10 protein-coding genes are annotated in these 18,562 nt (G+C 67.2%); all 10 read right to left on the bottom strand.

Annotation, left to right across the window (positions count from 1 at the left end; translation table 11 throughout):
* On the bottom strand, positions 1–1,360 hold a 1,360-nt coding region (locus FNH05_RS03965; RefSeq protein ID WP_144585893.1), incomplete at its 3' end, for a hypothetical protein.
* A gap of 197 nt (positions 1,361–1,557) precedes the next feature.
* Positions 1,558–2,796: a DUF2399 domain-containing protein gene (locus FNH05_RS03970; RefSeq protein ID WP_144585902.1), complete on the bottom strand. Its 1,239-nt coding sequence runs from the start codon at positions 2,794–2,796 to the stop codon at positions 1,558–1,560.
* A complete protein-coding gene (locus tag FNH05_RS03975; RefSeq protein ID WP_222426514.1) occupies positions 2,796–7,013 on the bottom strand; it encodes a TIGR02680 family protein in 4,218 nt (1,405 codons plus the stop codon). The genes FNH05_RS03970 and FNH05_RS03975 overlap by 1 nt, the downstream gene beginning before the upstream one ends.
* On the bottom strand, positions 7,010–8,155 hold the full coding sequence (locus FNH05_RS03980) for a TIGR02678 family protein (RefSeq protein ID WP_144585894.1): 1,146 nt from the start codon (positions 8,153–8,155) through the stop codon (positions 7,010–7,012). The genes FNH05_RS03975 and FNH05_RS03980 overlap by 4 nt, the downstream gene beginning before the upstream one ends.
* Positions 8,152–9,684, bottom strand: a complete 1,533-nt coding sequence (locus FNH05_RS03985; protein WP_222426515.1) for a DUF2397 domain-containing protein — start codon at positions 9,682–9,684, stop codon at positions 8,152–8,154. Before FNH05_RS03985 ends, FNH05_RS03980 begins: the two co-directional genes overlap by 4 nt.
* Before the next feature lie 103 nt (positions 9,685–9,787).
* On the bottom strand, positions 9,788–10,534 hold the full coding sequence (locus FNH05_RS03990) for a hypothetical protein (RefSeq protein ID WP_246127506.1): 747 nt from the start codon (positions 10,532–10,534) through the stop codon (positions 9,788–9,790).
* A gap of 234 nt (positions 10,535–10,768) precedes the next feature.
* A complete protein-coding gene (locus FNH05_RS03995; RefSeq protein WP_144585895.1) occupies positions 10,769–12,931 on the bottom strand; it encodes a UvrD-helicase domain-containing protein in 2,163 nt (720 codons plus the stop codon).
* A 7-nt stretch (positions 12,932–12,938) separates the two neighbouring features.
* On the bottom strand, positions 12,939–14,099 hold the full coding sequence (locus tag FNH05_RS04000; RefSeq protein WP_246127508.1) for an McrC family protein: 1,161 nt from the start codon (positions 14,097–14,099) through the stop codon (positions 12,939–12,941).
* Positions 14,100–14,137: 38 nt separating this feature from the next.
* Positions 14,138–15,979, bottom strand: a complete 1,842-nt coding sequence (locus tag FNH05_RS04005; protein WP_144585897.1) for a DUF4357 domain-containing protein — start codon at positions 15,977–15,979, stop codon at positions 14,138–14,140.
* Positions 15,976–18,549, bottom strand: a complete 2,574-nt coding sequence (locus FNH05_RS39085) for an Eco57I restriction-modification methylase domain-containing protein (protein ID WP_342781530.1) — start codon at positions 18,547–18,549, stop codon at positions 15,976–15,978. The genes FNH05_RS04005 and FNH05_RS39085 overlap by 4 nt, the downstream gene beginning before the upstream one ends.
* Positions 18,550–18,562: the final 13 nt, after the last annotated feature.

Consider the following 18,562-nt stretch of genomic DNA (forward strand, 5'->3'; position numbering starts at 1 on the left):
GCGGTGTGGTGCGGTCAAGGAACCGGTAGTTGAGTTCCAGCAGCGCACGGGCAGCAGGGCTCGCCTTGTCGATGACCGTGTCGATGATGGGCAAGAGTTCCGCACGATCGGAGAAGCCGTCGACGACGGCGCAGTCGCAGAAGTAGGCGATCGCCCCGATCTCACCGCCCGCGTGCACGGGCCGCCCACCCGTGAGAGCGGCAAGCTGGGTACCCAGGGTGGCGTACTGGGCCGGGGTGGCCCAGTTCGTGGTGATCGCCGCCTGCCGCCACGGCAAGCCGTGGTGGGCGTCGAACGCGACCTGCCCCAGGATCGGCACCGCCACCAGCGCGAGCGCCGCGGGACGCGCGGCCGAAACAGCGAGGGCGAGGAACATCGACAGGCAGATCAGGCTCGGCGCGTAATACCAGTGATACGGCGGCACACCCAACGCCGTATAAGCCAGATAGTGCACCACCCCCGCCGCACCCAACGCGGCCGGCAGCACGAGTCGGCGCCGCGCACGCGTCGCGACCACCACAACAAGAGCGAGCACCCCGAGCAGCGCGGGAAGAAACGCCAGCACCGTCGCAGCCGGATAGCTCCGCAGATACAGCAAAGGGCCGTTGCCGAACTGGTAGCTACCCCACGCCTTCTGCTGAGTCTTGATCGCCAGCGTGTCCGGCACCGCCGAACCCAGCACCCGCCAACTGAACGCGAACCACGGCAGGGCCACCGCCGTCCCGCCCAGCAGCACCTTCCACCACCCGCGCCACAACCCGGCGGCCGCGGCGAACACCACCAGGACGATCACCGCCAGATCGATCCGGGTCAGCACCGCCAGCCCCGCACACAGCCCGAACAGCCACGGGCGACGCAACACCGCCGCCGCCAGCAACGCACCCAGCACCGCGGCGGTGAGCGTGACCTCCAGACCCACCGCGGACAACAGCAACGGGTTGCCCAGCACCACAAGCCACGCCGCCCAAACACCCCACTCACGCAGCCCCAACGCCCGCGCCGTCGCCCGCAGCGTCAGGCCGAGCACCATATTGGCCGCGACGAACACCGCGGCCAGCGCCCACACCGGATGCCGCAACACCACCGTGAACCCGGCCAACAGCAACACGTTCAACGGCGAGGTCGCCGTGTTCGACGTGCGCTGCGGAATCAGGCCCCAATGCCCATGCAACGCCACATTCCGCGCATAACTCAGCGTGATGTAGGAGTCGTCGATGATCGCCGAATGCACCAGCCAGAACACCCCGGCCGACACCACGGCCAACACACCCACCGCGGCCATGGAACCGGACCACCACCGGGACGCAACACGGACCTGTCTGTCACCGGCGATCCACTCGGCGGTGGGCGCACCCAGCACGGCCGCTCCTGAAATCTCAAGCTGTCAAAACGAACGGAGTCTACGGGCGAGTGAAACACCCATCCCACCCGGTCGCCATAAAGATCCACAGACACCGACAAGACAGCCGGTCACACCCCGGTCGCCCCCTTCGTTGGCAATCCAGAGAGCCGAGCGCCCGGCGCCAACTGACGACGGAATTACGGGGCACGATCCTGTCAGTCGAACGAACGGGACTCGGTCGCAAGGTCGGACAACAGCAAGGCGAGCACGCGCTCCTCGTGCACCGGCATACCTGCGTGGTCGTAGGCAACCCGCAATTCCGCGACAGCAGCCGCGAGGCTGCCAGAAGTGCCGTGAGGACCGCTCAGACCACACTGGTCGGCATAGATTCGCACGTCGAAACGCCATGGCAGCGCATCGGGTGCCACGGACAGCACTTGGTCGGCGATGGTGAACCCCGCCGGGTCGAAGTCCGCACGCGCGTGGATCGTGCAGCCCGCGGTGGCGAGCCCGGCGAGGAGGTCCAGCGCGGCGCCAGAGGCGATCCCGTCGGTGCACACCAGTGGTGGGCAAGCCGGGCCCAGCGCGTCGGCGGCTGTTTCTGCGACCGTGGGGTTCTCGCACACGAAGACATCGACCGCGGGAGCGGTCCAGGGTCCGGTGAGCGAGCGCAGGGTCAGCCAGACAGGCTCGCCGGGAGCGGCGCGACACAGCCTCGTGGCAGGGGATTCGCCGGTCAGGGGAAGGTTCAATGCCAGCACGCGGGAGGACACGCCGTCGCACACCACGCCAGCGCCGGCCCACGCGGCACGCCAGGCCCGACCGGCTCGCTGCGGTCGCGGGAGGTCATGCACGATCGCCAGGAGACGAGCTACCCCGCGTCCCAGTTGCCGGTCGGCATCGAGCGCGTGGGCGTCGTGCAGGGTGTCCGCGGCGAGTTGGGCGAGCCGTACCCCGCTGCTCGTGGTGCGCAGCCGGGTGATCACGGTCGCCACCTGTTCGGCCAAGGCCTGGAGCTCACCCGAGCCCGGCCGCGGCCAGCCCGTGTCGGCCAGCCACCGCTCGACCGCGGGCGCGGCGACACCGGACTCGATCAGGAACGTGGCCGCGCGCCCCCGCTCGGCGGCCGCCTCGGTTTGGGCGCGGCTGCGGCGTTCCTTGTCGGGTTCGATCTGTTCGCCGTGTAGTGCCTCGACAAGTCCGCGCACGGTCAAATGGTGTTCGGACAGCTTCGCCGCGAGGTCCTGGAGCCGGACGGGTTTGCCGGACAGTTCCCACCGGGTGCCGAGCAGCAGCGCGACCTCCCGACGCTGCTCCGCGGTCAGCACGACAGTGGTGAGCGTCCCCGTTTCGGTGTGGTGCCCGCGCCTGGCCCGGGTGTGGACGGCGTCGAGCACGGCCGCGGGCCCCCGCAGGCACGCCCAGTCCTCGATGCCCGGCGGGACCGTGATCATCACTCGGCATCCATCGCGGCGAACAGGCCGTCGGCCGACAACAACGCCTCGTTGGCGTGCCCAGCGCGCACACCGGAGATGGGCAGTGCGACGGCCGTCCACTCCCCACCGCACCACAGGTACGGAACGGCATCGACTCCCGGCAGCCCCTTGTGCCTGGCCAGGTCGTACACGGCCACCGCGGGGACGGTCGGGTACTTGCACCACTCGTCGTGGGCGGTCAGCATCACGTCCAGGTCGAAGCTCACCGTCAGGCCCATGAACGACGCCTTGATCTCCTCGTCGACACCGGTCATCGCCTCGTCCAGCCACACACAACGCGGGGCATGTCCACCGGCCGCGTTGTAGGCGACGACCGCGGCGGCGAACAGCGGCTGGGACAGCAGCACAACCTTCTCGCCGCCGGATTTGGCGCCGTGCTTGGCGGCATCGAACGGCACCCAGCGGCTGGTTGAACCTGTCCGGTATTGCAGCGAGATCTTCAGCCAACCGCGGTAGTCGAGAGCGGTGGACAGTTGCTCCCGCCAGTCGGCGGATCCCCCTTCCGCCGCGTCCGCTCTGGCCGCGTCGATCTTGCGTGCGAGGAAGGAGCGCACGGTCTCCTGCCGCGCGGGCGAGAGTTGCTGGTAGCCCTGGGTCAGCGCATCCACCACGGTGCCCGCGTCCGGGTCGGTGGGATCGGGCTCCCACTTCAACTGCACGGCGTTGCCGTGCCGGGTCGGGTGGCTGGCCAACTCCTTGTTGATGTCGGTGAAGGTCCTGGCGGTGTAGTCCAACCGGTCCTTGAGGTGCTCGATGAACGTCGAGCCGAGCAGAGTGGTCAACACCCGTTGCTGCTCGGAATCGAACGCGTTCTCCTGCGCGCGGACCTGGTCGGCGAGCAGGTCCGCGGCGGCCGGGGGCGCCTGCCAGCCGGTCGTGCTGTCGACCAGGACCACCACGCGCTGGATCGCGCCGTCGTGCTCCGGCTCCAGCACGCTGGCGTCGCGGTCGGGCAGCAGCCCCTGCCGCAGTTCCTGATACCTCTCGTAGCACCGCCGCCAGGTGCGGTCCTCATCACCGGGATCCGGCAGTTCCCGGCGCGCGGCACGGGCCGACTCGCGCGCGGATTCCACACTTCGGCGCTCCGGTTCCTCCAGCCCGAGGGGCGGCGCCAGGCCAGCGTCGTACACCTCCCACCACACCGCGAGCGCAGCATCCCGCCTGCCTTCCGCGGCCTGACGCCGTTCCTCGTGCCGAGCGAGGGTTCCTTCGGCCTGACCGACCGTGACTCGCGCGCTGGTGAGTACCTCCCCGAGTTCGACGAGTTCCTGGTCGAGGCGCTCCACCAGGCGATCAAGCTCGGCGCGCCGCTCCAACTGCGCGTGGACATCACCGGTGAGTGCCTCTTCCGCGGTGCGCAGCCGGACCTCCTCCTGCCGCTTCCGCCCACGCAGGCCGTTCAGTTCGATATCGACACCCGCAAGCCTCCGCTGAGCGGCTGCGAGTTCGCTTCGCAGTTGTGCCAAGGTTGCCGCGCGCAGGTCGAGCAACTCCCTACGCCGAGCCATCTCGTCGATGGCCGAGCGGTAGTCCTGCAGGGCCACATCATGACCAGCCAGGTCGTCCAGGGGGAAAGCATGCTCCCCCGCGTAGGCGGAGAATTCCGCCCACGCGGTGTCCCTGGCGGTCTCGTTCGCGCGGTGGGTGGTCCTGGCCAAGGCGACCTTGCGTTCGCTGTCGGCTGCCTGCCGTTCCCTCTCCCGCAGTGTGGTGACAGCGTCGGTGACCACCCGCTCTCCTGGAAGCCGCGCCGATTCCTTGTCGAGGCGGCGCAGGTCGTCGTCGAGTTCCCCGATTCTGGATTCGATCGCGCTGGTCGACTTATCCAACTCCGCCAATCGGTTCCGCAACCGGTGAATCTCCCGCTGTCGGGCGGACTCGCGGGCGGTGGCGCCGAGGTAGGAGGCTGGTCGAGCGACTTCCGCACGCCCGGAAAGTGCGGCACACCGCCACGTGCCGTCTCCAGCCAGCCAGGTTCCGGGCGCCTCGTCGCCGGGGTGGGAGTCGTGCCACCCGATCCCGGTGAGCACGGCGCGGATGGCGCTTTCCGTCACGCCGCCCGCGGCAGTCGGTTCCAGCACCCTGGTCAGGTTCGCGTCAGCCCCGGTTCCCCCGGCACGCACCACCGTCTCCGCTTGCTCGCTGCCCGCCCCGGTGGTCAGCTCGCCGTCGGCGCTCAACCAGGCGTCGAGCACACCAGCGGCGGCCAGGGTCGCCTCCAGCAGGTCCACCTCGTCCGTCGACAGCTTGCCGACAGGCTGCACACACCGCCAGAACGGCGCGCCCAGTCCGCTGTCCGGTTCCGGCCGATCGCGGCGGCGCCACAAATCGGGAGGGGCTGGTGGGCGCTCCGTCCGGTCGAGCACCTCCGTCAGTTCCGCCGTGGCCTGCTTGTGTTGGTCCACGAGCGCAGCGCGCTCGTGGACCAGTGCCGCGCGGCGCGACTTCAGCGTGTCGCGAACCTGGTCGATGTGCCGGGCGATCGCCGCCCCGGGTGAAGCGACGCGCTGTTCCGCCGGAGTGCCCGACGGGTCCACGGCCGTCAACTCGGCTACCAGATCGCACCAGAGCTCGACCGTTCGCTCGTCGGCCTTGGCCAGGACGATGCTCGTGTTCCACTCCCGAAGCTGCCTGCGCAGCGTGTCCACCGCGCCCTCGACGCCGTCACGTGCCAGTTCCCTCTTGTCCGCAGCCTCGCTCAGATCCGACTCCCGGTCGGCCAGCAGGTCGGCCGACCGCGCGGTGTTCGACTCGGCCCGGTCGAACGCCGCGCGAAGCTTCTGCAAACGCACGAAACGCTCCCTGCGGACCGAGAGATCGGCGCGTAACGCGGGCACATCACGAGTGGGCAGGTGCCGCGCAGCCGACTGGTGCAGTCCGGCGGGCTGCGCGACAGCTTCGACGCGCTCGGACGCCCGCACCACCTCCGATTCGGCTTGCTCCGCGGCAGAGGTAGCACTTTCCTCCACGGCGGCGGCTTTCGCCACGTCCTCGAACGCCCCTGTGCGACGTTCTTCGACTCCCCCGAGTTGGTCAGTCAGCAAACCCAGCTGTTCCCGAAGCATTTCGACGCGGCTGGCCGCGCTTGTGGCCTCCTGGAAAGCCCGGCTTTCCAGGAGCTCGCGCAGCTCCGTGCCGAGGTCGTCCCGCTGCTCTCGCGCCTGGGAAATACGCTGGGCCAGTTCGTCGACCTCGCCACGGGCAGTGGTCAATGCGGTTTCAGCAGCCCGGCGGTCTTTGGTGGTGCGGTCCAGTTCCGTGGTCGCCGCAGTCAGCGCATCGGCGCGGTGGCGCACGACGGTGCGCGCCCAGGGGGTCCAACCAGTGTGGACGAATCGTGACAGTTGCACGGCCGCGCTGCGGGTCTGTTCCACGGCCGTTCGCAGCTTCTCCAGGTTGTCCCAGCCGTCCGCGAGTTGGGTGATCTCCGTGCTCGCGAGAGGCGGCAGGGCCGCACGCAGGGTCTCCGCCAGGCTGGCGGGGTTGAGCCGTTCCCCCAACTTGGGCTTGCGTAGTTGCTTGAGCAACTCGGTCAGGTTGTCGTAGGCATCGGAGCCCAGCCCGAACAGCTCGGAGGCCAACCGTGCGCGGTATCGCGCGGCGCTGTCGGGCACCGTGACGCCAGGGATCTTCTTGAGCTCTTTCTGGTCCAAGGGCCGGTCCGCCGTGGACAACTGGAGATCGCATCCCGGACGCAGGTGGGTAATCAGGTGCCATGTGTTCACCGGAGACGTGCCGCTGCCGCGACGGGCGCTGACGCCAAGACCGCAGACGAAGAACCGCGCCGTTCCGTCGTCGTCGATCCTGCCGAACTCGGCCCAGGCGTAACCCAGACCCGCCTCCGAAGGCGGACGTGGGTCGTCATCCTCGCCCGTGGGCAACAGGTTGAAGCGCATCGTGCGGTGCTGGGAACCGAACGGATCGAGCACGGACGCGCCGATCTCCCCGCGCAGCAGCATCAGGGTCGTCAGTTCGAGCACCTTGGTTTTGCCCGCCCCATTGCCGCCGCGCAGCACCAGACGGCCGTCGGCGAACCAGAACTCCGCCTGGTCGTACTCCCACAGGTTGACGATGCCCACGCGCAACGGCTGCCACCGCCGGAGATTCGGCTCTGGGAGGCCACCCGTCATCGCTGCCGCCAGCCACCGCTCGCGATCAGGTTCTGGTCGGGTCAACCTTCGCCCTCCTCGTTCAGCTTCGCGTTCACGGCCACCACCCGTGGATCACGGTAGCGTGCCGCAGCGGCGGTCAACCGCCATCTGTCCGGCTCTCCGGTCGGGCGCAGCAGGTCCAGCGCACCCAGCAGGTCCCGTGCCGCGGATTCCACGGCTTCGCCCGAACTCAGGTCATTGGTCATCGCCTTGACGTACCTCTCCCGAACCTCGAGCGCGGCCGAACCGAGGTCGTCGGCTGTGACTAACGAGCCCGCACCGTGTGTGCGCACCAGTTTGTCAAGCGCCATCAAGGCAGCGAAGTCGGCAGCACGCACCCTCGGGAACGGAAGGTCTGTGTCCGCCTCATCCGCGGCGATGAGCGCCATCCCCTCCGCGCGTTGCTCGACCACCCACCCCGTCATCTCCGCGCACCAGGTCAGGACGCGGTGGCGCTGGCCGGTCAGGTAGATCCGCTCGGCGTCGGTGAGATCCTCGTACAGGACCACGGGCAGTTCCACCAGTTTGCGCATCAAGCCGATCCGCGCTGCTGCCTCGTGGGGCGGTCCGCCATCGTGCCCTCCGGTGAGCGCAGCGCGCAACGAGGCGGGGTCGACCAGACGCAGCAGCAGCTCGCGGCGTACCTCGTAGGCGCCGCCAATCGCATCACGGCGGTGCGCCCACCCCTCGCGCTGCTCCTCGTCGTCACGACCGGTCGGTCGCAGTGCCCCCACGGACACCAGCAGGTGGACGGCTTTGACGAACAACGTGCGCTCGGCGAACCGGTCGGGGTCATAGGGCGCGAGCTCAACGTCTTCGTGCGTGGAGAGCACGCGGACCCGGTCGGACAGGTCCTGAGTGGTGGTGATGTCCTCGGTGTCCTCAGCCGCCGCGGCGGCGAGGATGGCCAGCACGAGCACCCGCCGGGTCGGCGGCCGGAACCGTCGGGGCGCGACGACGGCACCGTCAACGGGCAACCGGAACAAGCGGGCTGCGGAGTCGGTCACCACCAGCCGGTACCCGAGCCGCTGGGCGAACCACTCGCCCAGCTTCCCCCGGTGTACCCGCACCAGCGGCCACACTTCGGGATGGGTGTGCCGGTCCAGCACCGGCGAGCGCAGTAAGGCGGTGAACGCCCGTTGCCGTTCGGCCTCGTTGCGGTTCACGCGGGATCCATCCTGAAGTACCAGTTCAGGGTCGCCATGCTGCCACTACCTGCGCGCAGGCTCGTGGTCTCGTGCGCGGCCGATGGTCGACGCAACGTGATCCGCCATCGGCCGTCTCCGGTCACCGCGCTCTCCGATCGCGTCCGCCGCACCACGCCGACGAACTCCAGCAACAGGTCCAGTTCCGCGTCCGTGATCTCGCCCCACTCGGCCAGGTGCGTTCCGGAACGCTGACGCAACGCCGCCTCGGCGCCGCTGCGGGCTGCCTGGGCGGCGAGCCTGGCCCGTCGGGCGGCGCTCTTGCCCGTCGAGTAGTCCGGGATCTTGGTCCGCCTCCCGACCGCGGCGCGAGCACCTTGTTCCCGGAAGCGGGCGGTGATCGGCGCGCGCGGTGCGTTGGTCCAGCTCAAGTCGTTGTCGTCGGCGGAGTCCGACGCCAACAGCAGGTGGCGTGCGGAGAACGCGCCCACCGCGGTGTCCCAGATCCGCCAGGCGCTCTCGTCGTCGGGAGCGCGCTCGACCGCGACGGCCAACGCCAGGAGTTCCGCACGGCGCGTGACCGCGCCGCCGGTGTCCAGCAGGAGGTTCATGTTGCGTGCCCACGGAGCGACCAGGTCCCGCAACTGGCGTCGCAGCTTCCGCGCCTGACTGTCGCTGCCACCGAACCAGGAGCCGAGGGCCTCCCAGGTGTGCTCCCAGCGTCGTGCCTGGGTGGCCACTACCTCATCGCCCGCCTCGGTGTCCAATGCCGCGCGAACGCACGCACGCCACACCTCCGGAGTCAACAGCGGGTCGAGCTCCACCACCAGCTCCGCGATCCGCGGCGTGTGGACGTCGACCTGCTCACCCCACATGCCGATGTAGGAGCGCAACGTCTGCCACAGCAGGTCCTGCTTGGCGGGATCCGGCCCACCCGACAAGGCATGCGCCAACGTGCGCTGCCACCCGCGAGCCGCGGTGGCCATCGCCTGGTGCATGGCCCCGACCTGCTGGAACTCCGTCGCCGCATCGGTGTAGACCGCCTGGCGAATCGACTCGGCGAACGCGGTCAACCGTTCGTGGATCGCCCGCGGCGCCAGCGTGAGATCCCCCGCGGCCTCCTCGGTGTCGTCGATGGATGACCAAAAGACGTGCAGACCTGCCGCTCTCTGCGTGAGCTGGTACCGGTCACGCCGGCGCAGGAAGTCCTCCCCGGAGCGAGCGGGTTCCTGCCAGCGGGTCACGACCCGCCACTGCACCAGTCGCTCTAGCCGTGCGTCAAGGTGCAGTACGTCCGGAGCAAGCAGCCGGTCGAGGGCCTCGGTCGGCACCTGCCCGGCGAGGTGAGCGCGAACGCCGGTGGCCACCTCGTCATAGGACAGGCCGGTCAGGCTCGTGTCCTGCTCGGCCAGCAGGACATCGACGATCACCCGGTACTGCGCCGCGAACCGCGAGGTCAGGTAGGCCGGAACAAGCTCCTGCCCCGGTAGCAGAGCCGACCACGGATCAGCGGGCGCCTCTATCTCCGGCGTCTCGTCGTAATCGATCACCCGTCCAGGTTACGAAGACAGGATGCCGATTCGGGAGCAACAGCGACATGTCACCCGTTTCGATGAATCCTGCGCGCATCGGCGCTCGGCCGCCGAAACCGGGTCAGGTCACGGGGAAGTAGGTGGCGATGTCGGCGAGCGCATCCAGGGTGGCATTGTCGACGTGGCCGGTTGCGGTGTCGGTCTCCGCGATGATCATGGCGTTTTTGTCCGGCCGGGCCTGGTAGTGGTGCCCGGTGATGTGTACGCCGGTGAGGCCGAGTACTGCGGCAATCTCCAGAGGTCGGACATCGCCGCTGCCCTGCACTCGCTCGACCTTCTCGAAGGCCTCGGCCTGCTTCGCGCTGCGGAATCCGACCCGGACCACCGACACCACTGCGGCGTTGCCGTGTCCGTCGCCGACAGCCATGAGCATGCGATCCAGCGAGGTGCACGGGGTTCGAGCCAGGAATTCGCGGACCTTTCCGGTGGATGAGGCGACACAGTCCAGTTCACGCTCGGCTTTGTGCTTGAGTCGCTTGAGCTTTAGCTTGCCCAGCGCCTCGTCGGTTTTCCCGCGCTTGGCCGATTCGCGGGCCGATGTCCGGCGGGTTTTCATCGACCGCCTTGGCAGCAAGTCGACCACATCACCTGCGGTGTTTCCCGCTACCGCTTCCGCCGCGGATCCGGCCCCGGCCTCGGCGGCCGCACCGCCCAGTGCACCGATCCCGGCCGCCCCACCGGCGCCACCCGCGATCACGAGCGCAGCCGCCAACGCTACGATCCCGCCACGTCCCTTGCCGGAACCACCACCGTCGCGAATGAAGATCCGTCGGCCGTCCTTGGTGATCCAATGCCCGTTTTCCGGCACTCCACGGTTCCCCTCGTCCCCGGACACCTGCCGCGCATGTCATTCTTGCTCATCATGGCCCTGATCAAGTGGACCAAACCACAGTGAGCCGCGGGAGAAGGGTAACGGATGAGTCAGTCCCGTGTGCCGAGTTTGGCCCACATCGGGATCCGTCGTCCGCCCATACGCGACTCTCGACGCCCTCATGCAGCTGAACGTCCCGCGTGCACGATCCCGGGCGCTGAATCACAGTTCCTATTCCGCGCCTTGCCTGGTGCGATTCGTTGTGGGCGGCAGAAAAGGGCTGGGCGTGCCGTTCCAGGTGACTGCAAGGGCCTCTCGCGCCCGAGTACAGGCCACGAAAAGCAGGCAACGCTGCTTGAACAGGTCGGCATCGTGCAGCCGTGGGTCGACCTCCAGCGGCGTGACCTCTTTGCCGAACGGCACGGCTTTCGCGGTGGCCCCGACAACCGCGACACAGCGGAATTCGAGTCCCTTCATGGCGTGCATGCTGGCAAGGCGAACTCCCTCATCATCAGCATTGGGCTGGTTCTTCACGAGTACAGCGGGGATTCCCGCAGCAGCCAGTTCCTTGTTCACCTTGTCGAGCATCAGGTTGAACCGCGCGCAGATGGCGATCTCGCTGGCTTCCACGCCTTGGTCAAGCCATGTCCGCACCCGGTCGACGACCGCGGCGACCTCCGCCTGTTCGCTCGGATGGCCTTCGATGTGCGGGCGCTTCCCGTGCAGCAACGAGCGATAGCCGACGAGGCTGTCGTTGCCCTCGCCACCCAGATCCTCGACGGGAGAGCCATCCATCACCCCGGTCGACCAGGCGAGGATCTCCGCGGTGTTGCGGTAGTTGAGCCGCAGGCGACTACTGCGGCCGGCCACCGAAATCCCGAGCTCGCGCAGGGACACGCGGGAATCGTAGATCCGCTGGTGCGGGTCGCCGGTGATGAACAGATCGTCCGCCCCCGCGGGCACAGCCGCCCGAAGGACCCGCCACTGCGCCGGATGCAGGTCTTGTGCCTCGTCGACGACCACGTGGTGGTAGCCGTGTTCGCCCAGGTTGGCGGTGGCGAGCAGGTCTGCCGCCTGAGCGCACATCAGCAGTTGGGTGGTGGCCCGCGCACCCTGTAACTCCAGGCGGAACGCCTCGACGGCCTCCCAGAGCCGCTGGCGTTGGCGTGGCCCCAGTGCGGCGCCGCGGCCGCGCCGTTCGACCCGCAGGTAGTCCTCCCTGCTTTCCACCTGATGTGCGATGACGACGTGCCGGTGCTCCTGTGCCAGGAACTGCTCGGTCCAGGGCAGGTCGAGGTGGCGGCGGATCCGCCGCCAGATCTGCAGTTCGTCGGCGTCGGTGATGGGGGCGGGGGCGCGGCCGGACAGTTCCCGCACGACCCGGTGGGCGTAGGCGTTGACGGTGGTGACGTCCACGTTCGACAACTGCTCGTCGTCTATCAGCAGCGCCAGGTTCTCTCGCAAGGTGCGGGCCAGGGCGGTGGTGAACGTGGTGAGCAGGACCCGGCTGGCGGGATCACGGCTGAGCAGGTGCTTCACTCGGTGGAGGGCGACCACGGTCTTGCCGGTCCCCGGACCACCCGAGACCTGCGCGGGCCCGTTGTACGACGGGCGGTACGCCACGCGGCGCTGGGACGGGTGCAGAAACACGCGCCAGGCCGCGAACGGCTTGTCCAGGATCTCGGCCAGTTCGTCCGGACCGGTGACGAGCGTGATGCGGCTGGTGGTGTTGGCGATGGCCATCGCCAGGCTGTCTTCGGTGCCGGAACTCGTCTCCACGGGTCGCCGGACCGCGACGACGTCCCGGTACACCTCTTCCGGGGTGAAACCTTCGGCCAGGAACTGCAGCACCTCGTACTGGTCCTCGGGCAGCAAACCGCCGAAGGCGGCCAGTTGTGCCTTGTCCGTGATGGCTCGTGCCGCGCGCAGAACCTGGTCGTCGATACCGAGGTCGCGTAGCACCGTGTCCGAGTGCTGGGCGAACAGCAGCGTCGGCGCTTGCGCCGCCACTTCCTCCAGGGACGGGGTGAGCTGTTCGATGGCGAGGACGTTCCGGACTTCCAGGCCCCGGGTGGCGGTGTTGACGGTGTACAGCCGCTTCGCCGCCCAGTTGTAGGCGTCATCGTGCCGCACGACGTTGAGCAGCAGGAACATGTCACTGCCGTCGTCGGGGGCGAGCACCACCCCACGCCAGAAGTCGGTGACGCGGATCGTGCGCATCCGCGAGTCGCGGGCGTTGTTCACCGACTCCAGGTGCAACCCCTTGTCCGCGTGCAACTCGGCGACCGACAACTCCTGGAACTTCTCCATCGCCTTGCGCACCCCGGCCTTGATCGGCTTTTCCAGCCGATCCCAGGTCTCCCAGAACGTGTTGGCGAAGGCGAGTCGAGGCATGACCTGATCATCGCACGGCAGCAGCGAGGTGGTCAGCGATGTCGCCGACCTGGCCCAGCAGCGCGGGCGGTGGCAATTCGAGGTCCAGTGCGTGCTGGTGGATGGTGATGCCCGCGTGCCGCACGCGGTGAGCACCGTGCGGAGCATTGCCCTTGGCGTAGACGAGATGGCCTTCGGCCAGGTTTAACGCCGTGCAGTAGGCCAGCATCTGATACAAGTCGGCATCGGGAAAGCCCTCGGGTTTTTGGGCTTTGTACTTGGCGTCCGCTACCGCGAGCGGCGTGCCCGCGCGGTCGTAGCGGACGAAGTCCGGGATCAGGCGGATGGCGTTGCGGTCGTCGAGGTAATGGGTGGCTTGCAGAACGCAGTATCCGTCGCCGTGGGCGAATTCCTCACGGAGCGCGGTCGTCACGAAGTCCTCGAAGACTTTCGCCATGTCGAACAGGAACCCCTGTACGGTCACGTCCCCGGACCGGTGTTCCACCGAGCAGCCGTGCAACACAAGTTCGGCCAGCCGCAACGCGACCTGGTAACGCGCGTTGAGGCGGCTGGGCCGCCATACCGGCAACCGGCCGCCTCTGGTAAGTGGGGAGGCCTCCGCGAGGCGGACCCGCAATCTGAGCAGCACACCTCGCACATCAGGCGGGAGTCGCCCGGGCAGCCGGAGCAGGGCCTCACAGGCCGCCCGCAGCAGCTGGTTCTCCGCGATATCCGTCGTGTATTCGTCGTGCGTGATCTCCAGCGGGATCAACTGCCCGTAGCGACGGCTGAGCTGGTCACCGAGCCGGATTCTGCCTCTCACGACCAGTGCGGTTTCGTCGGTGGTGCGGTATCCCTTGAGCAGGCCCTGCCGCAGCGCTTCGTCCGCTTCCATCGCGAACAGGCGCGCGAAGGCGGGTAACAGGTCCTCGTCGCTGTCCACCTGCACGTGTTCGCTGCGCCACCCTTTGGGGCTACGGCTGAAGCCGAGGAGGAACAGCAACCGCGCGATGGGCACTTTGGGAGCGATGCGCAGGATGACGGACGAGCCGTCGGGCATGTGCACGGCGGCCACACCCACCTTGTTACCGGCGCGAACCCGCCAGTTCCCCGCCACCTCCGGGTCAGGTGCGATGTCGAGAAGCCGCGACCGCGCGAGGGCCCGGCCGGTGACGTCGTCCAGCGCCACCGAGAGCGGTGGCCCGTACTCGGCAAGCTCCAGGACGGTCATGTCACCTTGTCGGATGCCGCGCCGGACGGTGGGGAGATCGCGGCGCGCAGGGCGGCCAATCCGTAACGCTTCTCGACCTGCACTCCTTCGCCGTAGTGGTGCTCTTCCAGCAGCGGCAGGATTTTTGTCCGCCAGGTGCGTTCCAGCCCGCCCTCCCGGTACACGCCGCGCTTCATCAGATAGGACGGACCGATCTGGAAGTCCGGGTCGTCGACGCGGGCGTTCAGGGCGTCGAGCAGATCGGCCGGTTCGCTGTCCCGGCCTTCGCGGGCGAGCCAGCGGCGCAGGAGCCCCTTGGTTGGTTCGGTGCGCGGGGACAGTTCCACGAACGCGAATCGGCGCCGCATGGCGGCATCGACCAGGGCGATGGACCGGTCGGCCGTGTTCATGGTACCGATGAGGAACAGATTGGACGGCAGCGCGAAATCGTCGCCGGAGTAGGTGAGCCGCACCGCCTTGTTGCGGTATTCGAGGAGGAAGTACAGCTCGCCGAATACTTTCGCCAGGTTCGCCCGGTTGATCTCGTCGATCACCAGGAAATGCGGGATGTGCCGGTTACCCTCCCGGGCAGCCAGGTCGGCAAGCTCGCGCAGCGGTCCGGCGGTGATGCGCAACGCAACTTCGTGGGTGTCGGGATTTTCCTGGGGGCGGAAGCCCTCGAAGAAGTCCTCGTACGAGTACGCCGGGTGGAACTGGACCAGTTTGACCTGTTCCGGGCCGCCCCCGAGGAACTCGGCGAGTTTGAGCGCCAGGTAGGTCTTTCCGGTCCCGGGCGGCCCGTAGAGCACGAGTTGACGGTCGTCCCACAACAGGTCGCGCAGCTCGGCCAGCCAGGCGGTGTCGTGCACCAGCAACTCGTCGGCCAGCTCCGGCGTCGGGCCGGGCAGGGTGAGTTCGCGCCGGGCGACCAGAGCGGCCTGTTCGAGGCTGGAATCGCCCTGCTGGTCCTGTGCCTCGTCGGCCAGTTCCTCGTCGCTGCGTCCCAGCCCCGCGACGAGCGCCGCAACGGCGGTGAGATCGACGACGTCGCTCTGGATGGACAGCTTCTGCTGCAGTTCTTCCGGCAGCTCGTGGTACGGGTACGCCGCGGACTGCCATTCCACCGGTCGCACCAGATTCGACCGGTCGCCCTCCGAGGCAACTTGTTGCACGTCTCCGACGATCTCGCCAACGTAAAGGTTGCCGTTGGAAATCGTGCAGACGGTGTCACCGGGTTTCATTTTGGCCAGGAACGCGTGGAGTTCGTCGACCAGCCGGACGCGCTGGTTGTAGCTCAGCGTTGCTCCGTAGTCCTCCTCCACGAAGGTCCGCAACTCGTCTTTGCTGATGACCTGACCGATCCCACTACGCAGGTGCGAGGCGGCCACGCTCACGAGGCTTTCGGGGAGCCAGAGACGCTGCACCAGGTCGAACCCGTTGACGTTGGACCCTCGAACCAGCCAGGTGCGGTTGGGGCCAAAGGCAGGCACGGACAGGTAGTCGGCAAGCGGGTGGCCGTCGTCGGTCTTCCACTTGGTCCAACCGTTGGCGCTGCGGCCGACCAGGATCTCCGCCGCCGCAGACGGGGAGCCGCAAGTGATGTCGGTGGCCGTCTCCAGAAAGCCGGGCCATTTCGTGGATTCGACGATCTGCCCGTCCTGAATGAGATGCTCGCGAAAGATATGTGAGGACGGCATCCTGATCGGGAATGACGGTACGACGTCGGGGCGAACCGGACATCCGGCGAAGACCACGAACTTCTGGCTGCCGTTGGCGCCCTTCTCCTCCAGCAACCGTCCCCGCGCGATTGGCCCGCCGTGCGGGAGACGGAGCTGGAACTCGGGATAGGCGCTGGTCACCGCGCGGCATCCGGGTGACGCGGGCCGTGCCCCGGCGGCGGGTTGAGCGTCGAGGTGTAGTTCTCCCCGTCGATCAGCGGCGTGGTGAGGCTGACTCCGGCCGCCGCCATTCGGTCGTACTCCGCGAGGATCAGTTCCTTGGTGCGGTAGCTGCCGTACTTGGCCTCATCCTTGCGCTTGACGATCGGGAAGGTGTCGAGGATGTAGTCCGCGTCCTCGCGGGAGATCCCGTAGAGGTGGAAGAAGAGCGCGTCGAGTTCGGCGCGGATGATCGCGCGCCGTTCGTCGTCCCAGACGAACGGTGCGCCAGTGTCGCCCAGATCTCGAGCGAAGGGGGCGATATCGTGAGCCGTATAGGATAGTTCGAGCACGCGGGATGCGATAAATATGGCGTGCACCGACAACACTGAAGGCGAAGCGATCGGAAGCTGATAAACAGTAAAGAACTTTAGGTGCGTTCCTCCAACCTTCTGTCGCGCTGCAAAGTCAAGCACAAACGATGACAAACAGCCAACTAAACCACTCACAGGCTCTTCAGTGGGCAGCATCAGCAATGTTCCATCAGGAGCTGCTGCGCGAGCAAATAGACTATTAATCATGGTGCGCTCATCCGTGGCTCGACAGATATCGCGCCACCCGACGAGCCAGCCGCGGTCCCAATGTTTTACGGCAAGCCGGGTGGCAACACCGGCTTCGTAGATCCGGTTCCCGTTCTTGCCGAAGCGATCCGTGGGAATATCTTCCTCGGACACCCAGTAGCGCGGAAGGACGACAGCGTTCGGGTCTTGTTTCTCGGTCAGATCGCGTGTAGATCCATCCTCGTTGTACGTTGCCCACCGATGGTCGTAGTGGTGCACCATTTTCGCCTCGTACAGCGGCAGCATACGCGCAGTGCCCTTGGCGAAGACGTTGCCGGTGAGGGTCCAGCCGTCCCGCTCAAGTTCCTCTCGTTTGTGGAAGAGGTGCGAGTCGCTTGTCATGTTGAACAGTCCCTGCATGAACGATACGCCCCACGGGTTGCTGCCGCCGCGACCAAGCTCATCAGGTTCTTTCACCAGCACCGGTACCCGGCGATAAATCCCGAGCGTTATCTCGGCATCCCGGCGAGAGCGGAAGATAGGACACGTTCCGGTGTTGGGGTTGAGGAGGGTGATCTCCTCGGGCGTGAGCGCGAACGCCTTGTTCGCGTCGTCGAGTTCCGCCGGGTCATGCAGGAAGAAAGCGAACGTGGCGGCATCCTCGCGCAGACCTCGCCCCGTAATCGACAGAACACAGAACTTCATGCGTGAGTCAACGGCAGGAAAGAGATTGCTCCGATTCTCGAAGTCGTAGAGAGCGGCAAGAGAGGCCGCCTGAACTAAGTCTTTGAAGAAATACTGGGTGGTTGCATCGGTCGCGATGCCGGTGGGAAGAACCATCCCCATACGTCCACGAGAGCGGATTAACTGTCGCCCTTGCTCGGCAAATACGGGGTCGGTCTTTATTCGACCACGGCCACACAATGGGAAGATTTCAGAATTGCTCGCGAAATGTCTACTTCCATCAATTTTTCGCTTCGCTTCCTCGTAAATATGGAACAAAAAGGAGTTTTCTTCTCGAAGCCGTCCGATGAGCTTCTTCCGCTTGTCTCCGGCCGCTGCGGCGATTGCTGGGGAACGAGACGAGAAGAACTCCTGTTCCTTGAGTTCCAGGTGCTCCCACGGCGGGTTACCCAGCACGCAGTCGAATCCCTCACCCCAACCGGTCCCCTCAGTCACCGCCGAGCCGTCGTCGGGCACCGAGAAGACCTCAGGGAACTCCAGGTGCCAGTGGAAGAACCGGTACTGCTCGCGCAGCCGGACGATCTCGTCATGCGTCTCCTGCGATGCTGCCTTGCCTTCCGGGTCTTGCAGCCCCCGGAAGACCTTCTCCGTCACCGCCTGGGGAGCATCCGCGTCCTTGGGCCAGAGGAACGCGGCGCACCAGGCGTCAGCCACGTGCAGCGCGTGCCGGTACCCGGCAGACTCGGCGAACTTACGGTAGTCAGACTCCTGGCGACGCACTCCGCGCAACTGACCGGGGACGGTCTTCATCAGTTGCCGGACGTCGGCCGCGAACGCGGCGTTGGACACCTTCGTCTCGGTGTGGATCTCGAACAGCTCTCCCTGGCCGAGGCGTTCCGACTTGTTCTGGCGCGCCAGCGACCTGGCGAACTTCTTGTCGTCGCCCTCGATGGGATTGAACGCCTCGTCCGGGATTCCCTTGCGGAGCAAACCAGGTGTGGCGCCGATAAGAGCGTTACCGCACTTGATGTGCGCGTCCAGGAAGCTCAGCGCCGTTCCCGATTCCATGGCTTCCAGCCACAGCGAGACCTTGGCGAGTTCGACCGCCATCGGGTTGAGATCGACGCCGTAGATACAGCGGGCGATGACCTCATGCAGCGCGCTGCGCACCGCGTCCGTCGTCGGCTCGGGGTTGTGCTCCCGCACCGACGCCACCCGCTTCGCGATACGCCGGGCCGCGGCAACCAGGAAGTGGCCCGAGCCGCAGGCGGGGTCGCATACCTTCAGCGACAGCAGTTCGTTGACGATCCGCTCGGCCGGA

Source organism: Amycolatopsis rhizosphaerae (assembly GCF_007713715.1).
Taxonomy (GTDB): Bacteria; Actinomycetota; Actinomycetes; order Mycobacteriales; family Pseudonocardiaceae; genus Amycolatopsis_E; species Amycolatopsis_E rhizosphaerae.